The organism is Streptomyces odontomachicola (genome assembly GCF_039605595.1).
Taxonomy (GTDB): domain Bacteria; phylum Actinomycetota; class Actinomycetes; order Streptomycetales; family Streptomycetaceae; genus Streptomyces.
Genome location: NZ_JBCFOK010000034.1, coordinates 23,956 through 36,404, shown reverse-complemented (window position 1 = coordinate 36,404; position 12,449 = coordinate 23,956). Strand labels below are relative to the sequence as shown.

Sequence of the window (12,449 nt, the reverse complement as noted above, 5' to 3'; positions counted from 1 at the left end):
CGCCGCCCCCCCCCCCCGCCCCCCGGGCGCGGCGGGGGCCCCCGCCCGCCGCCCGCGCCCGGGCCCCCCCCGCCGGCCCTTTCTCCCCGGCTTCTCCCTCAACGGTCTCCGCGGCGTCGCGCCGTGGTCACACCGCCGCCGCGCGGCATTACCGTACGGGGCCGACGCTGCCGATCCCGTACGCACGGCCGCAGCCACGACCGCGGCCGGCCGACCGCCTCCGAGGGAGTCACCGTGACCGTTCGCCCGCGCGCCCCGCTCGCCCTCACCGCCGCCGTACTGGCCCTGCTGACCTGCGCGCCGGCAGCGGCGGCCCACGGCGCGGGAGTACGCGGGGGCGACTGCTCGCCGCGTGCGCACCTCGACGGCTACTCCGACGCCTTCGACAAGGCGGAGCACAAGGGGCACACGGTCGGCGGGATCTCCGCCATCGCGCCGGAGGAGGGCGGGCGCCTCGCGGCGCTCTCCGACCGGTCCGCCCTCTACTCCCTCGACCTGCGCGGCAAGCGGGTCGCGGGCGCCGTGCCGCTCGCCGACGAGAGGGGGAAGCCGCTCGATTCGGAGGGCCTGGTCGTACGCCGCGACGGCAGCCGCCTCGTGACCTCGGAGAACGAGCCCTCGATCCGCCGGTACGACGAGAGCGGCAGGCTCACGGGGCGGCTGCCCGTGCCCGGCATGCTGCGGGTCGCCCCCGCCGGGCGGGCCGAGCAGAACCGGACCTTCGAGGGGCTCACCGCGTTCCGCGGCGGCGGCCACGGCACGGCCCTCGTGGCCTCCATGGAGGGACCGCTCAAGGGCGACGGCAAGGACGCGCGCGGCCGCCCCCTCGTGCGCTTCCAGACCTGGGACCGGCACGGGAGGCCCGGGCAGCAGTGGGCGTACCCGGTGGACACCGACCTCGGCCCGGAAGGGCCCGGGGTCTCGGAGACCGCCGCGACCGGCGACGGGCGGCTGCTGGTGCTGGAGCGCGGCTTCGACAAGGAGAAGGGCAACACCGTACGGCTCTACCTGGCCGATCCGCGGCGAGCTCAGGACGTGCGGCCGGTCGAGAAGCTGACCGGCGCCGAGGCCCCCGTGCGCAAGACCCTCCTCGCCGACCTGGGCCGCTGCCCCGACCTCGGCGCGCACCACCCCGGCAGGCAGACCAACCCGCTGCTCGACAACATCGAGGCGATGACCGTGACAGGGCGCGCGCACGGCGGTGGCGTGCACGACGGCGGCCTGCGCGTGCTGCTGGCCAGCGACGACAACGAGAGCGCGCAGCAGGTGACCCGGCTGTACGGGCTGACGGTGCGGCCGCCGCGCTGAGCCGCCGCACCCGCTGGCCCCTCGCGAATCCCTCGCGAATCCACCGGACCTCCGGCCTAGGTCGGAGGTCCGGTCTTTTGTTGCGCCGCATTGCCCAGCATTGCGACGGGATGAAATCCCCACGTCCGCGCGTTGCAAGCTCCCGGCGGAAGAGATCGGTTCACCGACGGCGGGAGGAGCCCAGTGGCGGGCATACGGCAGAAGGGCACGGAGCAGAAGGGGGAGCAGGAGCAGCCGGGCTGGGTGCGGCGCCTGACCTCGTACTGCTGGCGGTACAAACGCAGCGTCCTGCTCGCGCTCGGCGCCTCGCTGGCCGGGATGGGCGTCACCGCGCTGGTGCCGCTGCTCACCAAGGTCATCATCGATGACGTGGTGGTCGGCGGGCAGGGCAGCCTCGGGCTGTGGATCGGCCTGCTGGTCGCGGCCGCGCTCGCGGTCTACGGCTTCACCTACGTACGCCGCTACTACGGCGGCAGGCTCGCGCTCGACGTGCAGCACGACCTGCGGACCGAGATGTACCGCTCGATCGTCCGGCTCGACGGCCGCAGCCAGGACGAGCTGTCCACCGGGCAGGTCGTCGGCCGCGGCACCAGCGATCTCCAGCTCGTGCAGAGCCTGCTGTTCATGTTCCCGATGATGCTCGGGAACGTGCTGCTGTTCGCCGTCGCGCTGGTCGTGATGCTGGCGCTCTCGCCCCTGCTGACCGTGGTCTCGCTGGCCGTCTTCCCGGCGCTGTGGTGGATCGCCAACCTCAGCCGCACCCGGCTCTTCCCCGCCACCTGGTACGCACAGCAGCAGGCGGGCGCCGTGGCCTCGGTGGTGGACGGCTCCATCACCGGCGTGCGGGTCGTGAAGGGCTTCGGCCAGGAGGCGCAGGAGAAGGGCAAGCTGCGCGCGATCGGGCGCAGGCTGTTCGCGGCGCGGCTGCGCACGGTGAAGCTCAACTCCCGCTACACGCCCGCATTGCAGGCCATCCCCTCGCTGGGGCAGGTCGCCATGCTGGCGCTGGGCGGCTGGATGGCCACCGAGGGGCAGATCACCCTCGGCACCTTCGTCGCCTTCTCCACCTACCTGGCGCAGCTCGTCGGCCCCGTACGCATGCTCGCGATGATGCTCACCGTCGGGCAGCAGGCACGCGCCGGCGTGGAGCGCGTGTACGAGCTGATCGACACCGAACCGCGGATGGCCGAGCGCCCCGACGCGCACGAGCTGCCCGAAGAGGCGGACGCCTCGGTCGAGTTCGAGAACGTGACCTTCGGCTATGACGCCGAGCACTCGGTCCTGGACGGCTTCAGCCTGCGCATCGAGCCCGGCGAGACCGTCGCCGTGGTCGGCACGAGCGGCAGCGGCAAGTCCACCGTCTCGCTGCTGCTGCCCCGCTATTACGACGTGACCGGGGGCGCCGTGCGCGTCGGCGGGCACGACGTACGCGATCTGACGCTGGACTCGCTCCGCTCGGCCATCGGCCTGGTGCCCGAGGACAGCTTCCTGTTCTCCGAGTCCATACGCGAGAACATCGCCTACGGCGCCCCGGACGCGACCGACGAGCAGATATACGCGGCCGCGCGCGCCGCCCAGGCCGACGGCTTCATACGCGACCTGCCCGAGGGCTACGACACCGCCGTCGGCGAACAGGGCCTCACCCTCTCCGGCGGCCAGCGCCAGCGCATAGCGCTCGCCCGCGCCATCCTCACCGACCCCAGGCTGCTGCTCCTGGACGACGCCACCTCCGCCGTGGACGCCCGCGTCGAGCACGAGATCCACGAGGCACTGCGCGGCGTGATGGCGGGCCGGACCACCCTGCTGATCGCCCACCGCCTCTCCACCCTCGCGCTCGCCGACCGCATCGCGGTGCTGGACGGCGGACGCCTGGTGGACATCGGCACCCATGCCGAACTGGAGGAGCGCTGCGGCCTGTTCCGGCGGCTGCTCACCGACCCCGACGAGCTCGGCGAGGTGGACCGCGACCCGGCGGGCGCCGCCGGGCACCAGGAGGACCGCCGCGACGAGAGCGGCGTGACCCCCGAGCTGTGGGTGCGCGAGGAGGAGGACTCCGGGCACTCCGGAGCGGAGGCCGGAGGACTCGGTGCCGCCGCGCAGAGCGGTGCGCCCGGCAGCTTCGGCGCCGCGCTCGGCTCCTCGCCGGCCAGCCCCGAACTGCTCGCCAAGGTCGCGGCCCTGCCACCGGCCGACGACGAGCCCGAGGTGGACGAGGGCCGCGCGGAGCGCGAGGAGAGGACGTACGGGCTGCGGCGGCTGCTGTCCGGGTTCGGCGGCGCGCTGGCCTTCGCGCTGGTCTTCGCCGCGCTGGACGCCGGCTTCGGGCTGCTGCTCCCGATTCTGATCCGGCACGGCGTGGACGACGGCGTGGAGAAGGCGGCGCTCGGTGCGGTGTGGACCGCGTCAGCGATCGCCCTGCTGGTGGTGATCGCCCAGTGGGCGGCGCAGTTCGGCTCGATGCGGATGACGGGGCGCACCGGCGAGCGGGTGCTGTACGCGCTCCGCGTGAAGATCTTCGCGCAGCTCCAGCGGCTCGGACTCGACTACTACGAGCGCCACTTGGGCGGCGCCCTGATGACCCGCATGACCACGGACGTGGACGCGCTGTCCACGTTCCTCCAGACCGGGCTCGTCACCGCGGTCGTCTCCGTCTTCACCTTCCTCGGCATCCTGGTCGCGCTGCTGGTCATCGACGTGCAGCTCGCGCTCGTCGTGTTCGCCTCGCTGCCGCTGCTGGTGATCGGCACGGTCTTCTTCCGCCGGCAGAGCGTGAAGGCGTACGAACTGGCCCGCGAGCGGGTCAGCGTGGTCAACGCCGACCTCCAGGAGTCGGTCGCCGGGCTGCGGATGGTGCAGGCGTTCCGGCGCGAGGAGGACGGCGCCGACCGCTTCGCGCGGCGCAGCGACCGCTACCGGCAGGCGCGCGTGCGCGGCCAGTGGCTGATCTCGGTGTATTTCCCGTTCGTGCAGCTCCTGGCCTCGCTGGCGACCGCGGCCGTGCTGATCGTCGGCGCCCAGCGGATCGGGAACGGCACGCTGACCGCCGGTGCGCTCGTCGCGTACCTCCTCTACATCGAGCTGTTCTTCGCCCCCGTGCAGCAGCTCTCCCAGGTCTTCGACGGCTACCAGCAGGCGTCCGTCGCGCTCGGCCGCATCCAGCAGCTCCTGAGCGAGCGGACCACCACGCCCGAGTCCGAGTCGCCGCGCGCGGCCGGGGAGCTGCGGGGCGAGATCACCTTCGACGACGTGAGCTTCCGGTACGCCACCGCTGACGGCGGCACGCACGAGGAGGAGGCGCTCTCCGACATCCGCCTGGAGATCCCCGCCGGGCAGACCGTGGCCTTCGTCGGCGAGACCGGCGCGGGCAAGTCCACGCTGGTCAAGCTGGTCGCCCGCTACTACGACCCGACGGAAGGCGCGGTACGGGTGGACGGCGAGGACCTGCGCGAGCTGGACCTGCCCGGCTACCGGCACCGGCTCGGCGTGGTGCCGCAGGAGCCGTACCTCTTCCCCGGGACCGTGCGCGACGCCATCGCCTACGGGCGGGCCGACGCCACGGACGCCGAAGTGGAGGCGGCGGCCCGCGCGGTGGGGGCGCACGACATGATCGCGGCGCTCTCCGGCGGCTATCTGCACCCCGTCGCTGAGCGGGGCCGCAACCTCTCCGCCGGGCAGCGGCAGTTGATCGCGCTGGCCCGCGCCGAGCTGGTCGACCCCGACGTGCTGCTCCTGGACGAGGCCACGGCGGCGCTCGACCTGGCCACGGAGTCGCTGGTCAACGAGGCGACCGAACAGCTCTCCGGCACCCGCACCACGCTGGTCGTGGCGCACCGGCTCACCACGGCGGCCCGCGCCGACCGTGTCGTGGTGCTGGACCACGGGCGCGTGGTGGAGGACGGTACGCACGCGGAACTCCTGGAGCGGGAGGGGACGTACGCGCGGCTGTGGCGGACGTTCACGGGCGAGGCGACGAGCGAGGTGCTGCCTTCGGCAGCGGTCTAGCCGATTGCCGACAACCTCTGAACGCTCCGGCGCTCTCTATTGACTCGCCATGTTCACGTCTTTAGGTTCGCGGCATGCTGAGACAAGGGCGTCTTCTGGTGCCGGTGCTGGCTTGCGCACTGGTGGCCGCGGTACCGCAGGCATCGGCCGCCGGGCCCCCGGGGGAGCGGTCCCCCGGGGGCCCGCGCGGGTCCGGCGGCTGGGTGTGGACCTCGCACACGTACGACCGCGAGGACGGGTTCCGCCCGTTCGTCGGCAACGGCTATCTGGGGCAGCGGGTCGCCGCCGCCGGCGCGGGCTATTCGGCCAGCGGCGAGAAGACCGGCTTCCCGCTCTACACCCCGCGCTACGACGGCTCCTTCGCGGCGGGCCTGTACGGACACGACAAGAAGACCGCGAAGGACCGTGCGGCGATCGCAGCGCTGCCGAACTGGACCGGGCTCAATGTGGCGGCGGGCTCCGGGAGTTCGGCCGAGACGTTCTCCTCCTCCACCCCCAAGGGCCGGGTCTCCGACTACAAGCAGTCCCTCGACATGCGCGAGGGCATCGTCCGCACCTCGCTGACCTGGACCGCTTCCGACGGCCGGAAGACGGATCTGCGGTACGAGGTCTTCACTGACCGCGCTCACCAGCACGCGGGCGCGGTACGGGTGTCCGTGACCCCGCACTGGAGCGGGAGCGCGCGGGTCACGGACGTGCTGGACGGCCGCGGGGCGCGCCGGCTCGACGCGGCCGGGGGCGGCGACCGGGGCCGCGGCTCCATGGACGTGGCCTTCCGTACGCAGGGGAGCGGGACCCCCGGAGCGGTGGCCTCCACTCTCCGGCCCGGCCGTGACATCCGTACACAAGGTGAACAAAAGGCGGACGGCGCACGGAAGTTGAGCGCGCGGCAGTCCGTGTCGTTCGACGCCCGGCGCGGGCACACGTACTCGCTCACCAAGTACGTGGGCGTGGACACGGGGCTGACGTCCAAGTCGCCGCGGGCGAGCGCGCTTTCGCAATCCCGTGAGGCCGCCGCCCGGGGCTGGGACCGGATGCGGGGCGTGCACACCGCCGCCTGGCGGAAGCTGTGGCGCACCGACATCCAGGTCAACGGGCAGCCGCGGATGGAGAAGTGGCTGCGCGCGGCGCAGTACGGGCTGCTCTCCAGCACCCGGCGCGGAGCCGACGACAGCATCGCGCCGACCGGTCTGAGCAGCGACAACTACGCGGGCCTGATCTTCTGGGACGCCGAGACCTGGATGTACCCGGGGCTGCTGTCCACCCACCCCGGGCAGGCGCGCTCGATCGTCGACTACCGCTACCGCACGATGCCGGGCGCCCGCGCCAACGCGCGCAAGCTCGGCTACAAGGGGCTGTTCTACGCCTGGAACGCGGGCCGCACCGGGGACGCCTGGCGCGAGTGCCATAGCTGGGACCCGCCGCACTGCCGCACCCAGAACCACTTGCAGAGCGACATCGCCCTCGCGACCTGGCAGTACTACCTCGCGACGGGGGACCGGCAGTGGCTGAGGGAGCGCGGCTGGCCGGTCCTCAAGGGCATCGCCGAATTCTGGGCGAGCCGCGTGCACAAGAATGCGGACGGCAGCTACTCCATCAAGGACGTGGCCGGTCCCGATGAATACAGCAACGGCGTGAACGACGGCGTCTTCACGAACGCGGGCGCGGCGGTCACGCTGCGAAAGGCGGCGCGCGCGGCGCAGTTGGTCGGCGCGAAGGCTCCTGGGTCCTGGTCTGCGGTCGCCGACAAACTCCGCATTCCCTTCAACAAGAAGAAGGGCGTGTTCCAGCAGTACGACGGCTACAAGGGGTCTGTCATCAAGCAGGCCGACACGGTGCTGATGATGTATCCGCTGGAGTGGCCCATGTCGCGGAAGACGGCCAGTCGCACGCTGGACTATTACGCGGGGCGTACGGACCCCGAGGGGCCGGCGATGACGGACTCCGTGCATGCCATCGACGCCGCCGCCACGGGGGAGCCGGGCTGTTCCGCGTACACCTACATGGAGCGCTCCGTGCGCCCCTTCATGCGGCAGTTCGGCAATTTCTCCGAGGCGCGCGGGGAGAAGGCCGGTGCCAACGATCCGCTTTCCGGCTCCCCGGCCCAGGACTTCCTCACCGGAAAGGGCGGCTTCCTCCAGACCTTCACCCACGGCCTGACCGGCCAGCGCCTGCGCGAGGGCAAACTGAAACTGGACCCGATGCTGCCGCCCGAGCTGAAGGAGGGCGTCACGCTGCGCGGTCTGCACTGGCAGGGGCGTACGTACGAGGTCTCGCTCGGCGCGCAGGCGACGACCGTGCGGCTGACCTCCGGGGCGCCGATGACCCTTGACACTCCCCAGGGCGAGCAGACGGTCAGCGAGGGGGCGCCGGCGGTGCTCAAGACCCGCCGCCCGGACCTGGAGAAGACCTCTGACCTGGCCAGGTGCCGTTCTGCTGAGGCCAGTTCGGAGCAGCCGGGGCAGTACGCGCGGGCGGCGACGGACGGTTCGGCGGCCACCGCCTGGCTGCCGGACGGGAAGAAGGGCGCGCTCACGGTCGGCCTGGGTCGCGTGACGCGCGGCGGCAAGATCGCGGTCCAGGGCGCGGGGCCTGCGCCCGAGCGCCGCGAGCTGGAGGTTTCGGGGGACGGGCACCATTGGCGGCCCGCTTCCGCTGAGGGCCGCGCTGTTCCGTACCGCTACGTACGGGTGACGGTTACGGCGAAGGACGCGAAGAAGCCGTCCGGCATCTCGGAGCTGAAGGTCACGAAGTAGCCCGACACCTCTTGCATGCGCAGTCCGGAAACCGGGCGGGAGCGAGCCACTCCCGCCCGGTTCCGTATCCGGTACGGAATTCCCGTCGCGGCCCCCAAGTGCACCCGGAATCCCGGGAGATCCGAAGGGTCATCCGGGACACGGGTTCGTCACTGTTCATGCCGGTCAGCCTTGTGTCCGGTACGTGTTCGCCGTTACCCCATCGTGGGTGCCCCGCCCCGGGCCTAGACTGAGCCGACACCGACGGTCAGCCTCGGGGGCTGGTATGGAACCGCGCATCGATGTACCGGCGGAGGTTTTGTCCCGCCCGGACGTCCAACAGGCTTTGTCCCGCCACGATTTCGGCCGCGTCTTTTTCCTGCTCCGCAAGTGGGCGGGCATCTCCTACAACCGCCTCGGCGAGGCATGCGATATCAAATCCTCGCGGGTGTGTGAGCTGGCGCGGGGCGAGGGCGCGATTTCGACCGTGGCGAAGGTCGAGGCGATCGCCGACGCGTTGGGGATTCCGGGGCGGATGGTGCGGTTGGCGCCGCGGCCGTGGGAGAGCGACGCGCCGCCGCTGTACGAAGACGACTTCGACGCCGCGGAGTTGGCGCGCCGCGCGGAGGCGTCCGACGTGGGAACGGAGTTCCTCGACCACCTCGACGGGCGGTTCGACGACCTCGCCGTCCGGTATCAGACGGCGCCCCCGGCGCAGCTTCTGTCCGAAGTGCGCCGACACTGCGCCTACGTACAGGACCTCATGGAGAAGCGCGCCACGCTCGCGCAGCAGCGGTGCCTGCTGGCGAGCGGCGCGTGGTTCTCGCTGCTCGGCGCCACCCTGCACATCGACCTGCGGCAGCCGGGCGCGGCAACGGCACGGCTGCGTACGGCGCGTGTCCTCGCCCAGCACGCGGAGCACGCCGAGATCCACGCGTGGACGTACGAGACCGAGGCGTGGCGCGTGCTCACCGCGGGCGACTACCCGCGCGCCGTCGAACTCGCCCGTGCGGCGCAGGAGATGGCGCCGCGCGGCGGCTCGGCCGAGATCCAGGCCACCGCCCAGGAGGGGCGCGCCAGGGCACGGCTAGGGGAGCGCAGGGAGGCGTACCGCGCCATAGACCGCGTGCGCGGCCTCGCCGCCGCCATGCAGCTGCGGGCCCGGCCCGAGCATCACTACCAGTACGACCCGGCCAAGGCCTCGGCGTACGAGGCCACCACGCTGGCGTGGGCGGGCGACCCCGCTGCGGAGGCTCCCGCACGGGAGGTCATCGCGCGGCTGACCCCGGGTGGTTCGGCCGCCGTGTGGCCGCGCCGCGCCGTGTCGGCACACCTGGACCTGGCCCTGACCCTGCTGTCCTGCAACAGGCTGGACGAAGCGTGCGACGCGGCGCAGAAGGCCCTGCTCTCCGGCCGCCTCCTGCCCGCGAACCACTGGCGCGCCCTGGAGGTCGTCAGAGAGGTGGAGTCGCGCCACCTGCCGGAGGCCTCGGAACTCCGCGAGGCGTACGAGGACATGACCGGGCCGGCGTGAGGCGCGGGCGCCCTCAGCCTTTACACACCCGCACCAGATACTCGTCCACCGTCTGCACCGCACCCCCACCCGGCATCGGCTCCTCGCCCTGCCGCCAATGCAGCGCCGACACCTCCTCATTCGGCACGAAGGGAAGCGGGCCCTCCGCCTCCGCGGTGAAGACGGCGCCGTACAACACGTTCTGCTCGACGCCCAGCGCGGTGCGCGTGTAGCACGCGAAATGCAGGGAATCCGGCGCGACCCGCTGACCGGTCTCCTCCCACAGCTCGCGCACCGCGGCCTCGCGCGGGGTCTCCCCGGGGTCGATGCCCCCGCCGGGCAGCTCCCACAGCCCCCGCTGCCGCTGGTACGCCATGAGGCACCGGCCCTCGTGACGCAGGATGACCAGCGCATACGCGACCGGTGCGTCAGAAAACTCGTGACCTTCGGGCAGGCGGTAGACGCCGAGCAGCGCCATGCCGCGGGGACCGGTGGCCAGCGGCGGCGCGGGTGCGGGTTCGGGCATGCGCTCAGCCTGCCAGGGTGGTATGCCGCCCGGCCAGGGTCCCCCGTTGAGCCGTCCGTGACCGGGCGAGGTCTGGCGGTGCGGGTGAAGCGCGGATAGGTTCCCTTCCACCTTTGCCACCTTCAGGGGCCCATGGGGAGGGATCATGCGTACAGCGCTCAGATGCCTGGTGACGTCCGCGATGCTGATCGGCAGCGTGGGAGCCGCCGGGCTGCCGGCGGGAGCCGCGACCGCGGCGGACGCCGGACAGGCGGACAAGGCCGCGAGCAAGGAAAAGGGCACCGACATCAAGGACCGCATCCTCGCGATACCGGGGATGAGCCTGATCGAGGAGAAGCCCGTCGACGGCTACCGCTATTTCGTGCTCAACTACCGCCAGCCGGTGGACCACCGGAACTGGAAGAAGGGCACCTTCAACCAGCGGATATCCATTCTGCACAAGGGCGAGGACCGGCCCAACGTCTTCTTCACCTCGGGTTACAACCTCAACACCAACCCGTCCCGCAGCGAGCCCACACAGATCATCGACGGCAACCAGGTCTCCATGGAGTACCGCTTCTTCACGCCGTCCAGGCCAGAACCGGCCGACTGGCGGAAGCTGGACATCTGGCAGGCGGCCAGCGACCAGCACCGCATTCACGACGCGCTCGAGCGGATATACAAGAAGCCCTGGATATCCACCGGCGGCAGCAAGGGCGGCATGACGGCCACGTACTACCGCCGCTTCTACCCGAAGGACCTCGCCGGGACCGTCGCCTACGTCGCGCCCAACGACGTGAACAACGAAGAGGATTCGGCGTACTACCGCTTCTTCAGGAACGTCGGCACCGACGAGTGCCGCAACCGCCTCAACGCCGTGCAGCGCGAGATATTCGAGCGCCGCGGCGAGATGGTGAAGAGGCTCGCCAAGTGGGCCAAGGAGAAGAAGTACACCTTCAAGAACGCGGGCAGCGCCGACAAGGCCTTCGAGCTCACCGCGCAGGACCTGGTGTGGGGCTACTGGCAGTACCACCTGGACGGCAAGGAGTGCCAGACCGTTCCCACCCCGGACGCCTCGACCGACACGCTCTACAAGTGGGCGGACGACATCGGCGGCTGGGAATCCGGCACCGACCAGGGCATGGAGTCCTTTACGCCGTACTACTACCAGGCGGGGACGCAGCTCGGTTCGCCGGACTACGAGGAGCCGCTGCTCGACAAGTTCCGCAGGTACCCGGGGCTCAACGTGCCGCGCACGTACGTGCCGAAGAGCATTCCGTTCCCGAAGTTCGACAAGGGCGCGATGAAGGACGTGGACCGCTGGGTGCGGACCCGCTCCTCGCAGATGCTGTTCGTCAACGGGCAGAACGATCCGTGGAGCGCCGAGCCCTTCAGCGTCGGCCGCCATGGCGCGCACCGTGACGCGTACCGCTACGTCGCACCCGGCCAGAACCACGGCGCCAACATCGCCAAGCTGACCGAGGGCGAGCGCGCCAAGGCCACCGCGTCCCTGCTCAAGTGGGCCGGCGTGCAGAAGGAGCAGCAGCAGGCCCCCGGGAAGCCGAAGCGCCTGACGAAGTACGACGCGAAGCTGGACCGCAGCGAGCACGACCAGCGCAAGCTGCGCCCGTAACACGCGAGTTGTGGGCGTCTAGCGCGTGACACCTCGCGCGCAGCCCACAGGTTCTGGACCCTCCAGCCCCACGAACAGCGTGGTGCCGGGCGGGCATTGGGCCCGGGTGGCGGCCGCGGTCGCCACCCGGTACTCCGGCGCGCGGCTCCCGGAACCGTCGCACGCCGTCTCCCGCACCTCGCCACGCCGCGAGGTGTAGACGCAGTCCCCGGCGACCGTGCGGGGCCCGCCGCCGCGCCCCGGATCGCCGGGGTGCGGCGGCTCCAGATTGCGCATGCAGGCGTACCCGCGCGGCACGCTGCCGTCGCCGTCCTCGTCGGCGCGCGGCATCCGCTCGCTGACGTGCAGGACGAAGTCGGTGTGCGCGGGGCAGAGCGGCCCCTTCGCCCTGCTGCCCTCGTACCGGGAGACGACCTTGGCCGCCGCGTGCTCGCTCCCGCACGACACCTCGCGGAACGGCCCGCCCCCGCGGGTGCTGCACTCGCCGCGCGCGAGGAACGTGGTGTCGGCCCGCCCACTTTCGGGCCGCCGCTGATCCGTACGAGCCTGATCCGTACGAGCCTGATCCGCATGAGCCTGCTCCGTACGCGGCTGCTGGCAGGCGGCGACGGCGAGCAGCAGCCCCGCGGCGCACGCGGCCGCACGGACCCTGTTGTCCATCGGTGACCCCAATTCCCCCGGTACGTGGCGGATTTGGGGTCAGTGTGCCGGGTTTACGGTGCCAAGGCGAGCCGACACAGGCCGTGTTGGGGA

7 protein-coding genes are annotated in these 12,449 nt (G+C 71.7%); 5 read left to right on the top strand and 2 right to left on the bottom strand.

Going from position 1 to position 12,449, the window contains the following annotated elements; genetic code table 11:
* The first annotated feature begins 234 nt into the window (after positions 1–234).
* The 4 genes from ABEE00_RS35315 to ABEE00_RS35300 all read left to right on the top strand — a co-directional run bounded on the left by ABEE00_RS35315 (position 235) and on the right by ABEE00_RS35300 (position 9,579).
* Entirely contained in the window at positions 235–1,308 is a 1,074-nt protein-coding gene (locus tag ABEE00_RS35315) for an esterase-like activity of phytase family protein (RefSeq protein WP_345749912.1), read from the top strand.
* Between the two features lie 183 nt (positions 1,309–1,491).
* The gene (locus tag ABEE00_RS35310; RefSeq protein WP_345749911.1) at positions 1,492–5,310 is read left to right on the top strand and encodes an ABC transporter ATP-binding protein; all 3,819 of its coding nucleotides are present in this window, start codon (positions 1,492–1,494) and stop codon (positions 5,308–5,310) included.
* Positions 5,311–5,384: 74 nt separating this feature from the next.
* Positions 5,385–8,066, top strand: coding sequence for a glycosyl hydrolase family 65 domain-containing protein (locus tag ABEE00_RS35305; RefSeq protein WP_345749910.1), 2,682 nt, complete (start codon positions 5,385–5,387; stop codon positions 8,064–8,066).
* Between the two features lie 325 nt (positions 8,067–8,391).
* Positions 8,392–9,579, top strand: a complete 1,188-nt coding sequence (locus ABEE00_RS35300) for an NsdA family TPR-like regulatory protein (RefSeq protein ID WP_345749909.1) — start codon at positions 8,392–8,394, stop codon at positions 9,577–9,579.
* A gap of 13 nt (positions 9,580–9,592) precedes the next feature.
* Here the strand turns inward: ABEE00_RS35300 and ABEE00_RS35295 are convergent, their stop codons facing one another.
* Positions 9,593–10,084 (bottom strand): NUDIX hydrolase, encoded by a 492-nt coding sequence (locus ABEE00_RS35295; RefSeq protein ID WP_345749908.1) that lies wholly within the window; start codon positions 10,082–10,084, stop codon positions 9,593–9,595.
* Positions 10,085–10,229: 145 nt separating this feature from the next.
* Between ABEE00_RS35295 and ABEE00_RS35290 the strand changes: the two genes are divergently transcribed.
* Positions 10,230–11,696: a S28 family serine protease gene (locus tag ABEE00_RS35290; protein WP_345749907.1), complete on the top strand. Its 1,467-nt coding sequence runs from the start codon at positions 10,230–10,232 to the stop codon at positions 11,694–11,696.
* 18 nt (positions 11,697–11,714) lie between these two features.
* Here ABEE00_RS35290 and ABEE00_RS35285 read toward each other — a convergent pair whose 3' ends face one another.
* Positions 11,715–12,356, bottom strand: coding sequence for a hypothetical protein (locus tag ABEE00_RS35285; RefSeq protein ID WP_345749906.1), 642 nt, complete (start codon positions 12,354–12,356; stop codon positions 11,715–11,717).
* Positions 12,357–12,449 lie beyond the last annotated feature (93 nt).

Bases quoted from the DNA above. Each gene is read 5' to 3' on its own strand.
- ABEE00_RS35305 (WP_345749910.1), top strand. From the start codon at position 5,385: ATGCTGAGACAAGGGCGTCTTCTGGTGCCGGTGCTGGCTTGCGCACTG.
- ABEE00_RS35285 (WP_345749906.1), bottom strand. From the start codon at position 12,356: ATGGACAACAGGGTCCGTGCGGCCGCGTGCGCCGCGGGGCTGCTGCTC.
- ABEE00_RS35290 (WP_345749907.1), top strand. From the start codon at position 10,230: ATGCGTACAGCGCTCAGATGCCTGGTGACGTCCGCGATGCTGATCGGC.
- ABEE00_RS35295 (WP_345749908.1), bottom strand. From the start codon at position 10,084: ATGCCCGAACCCGCACCCGCGCCGCCGCTGGCCACCGGTCCCCGCGGC.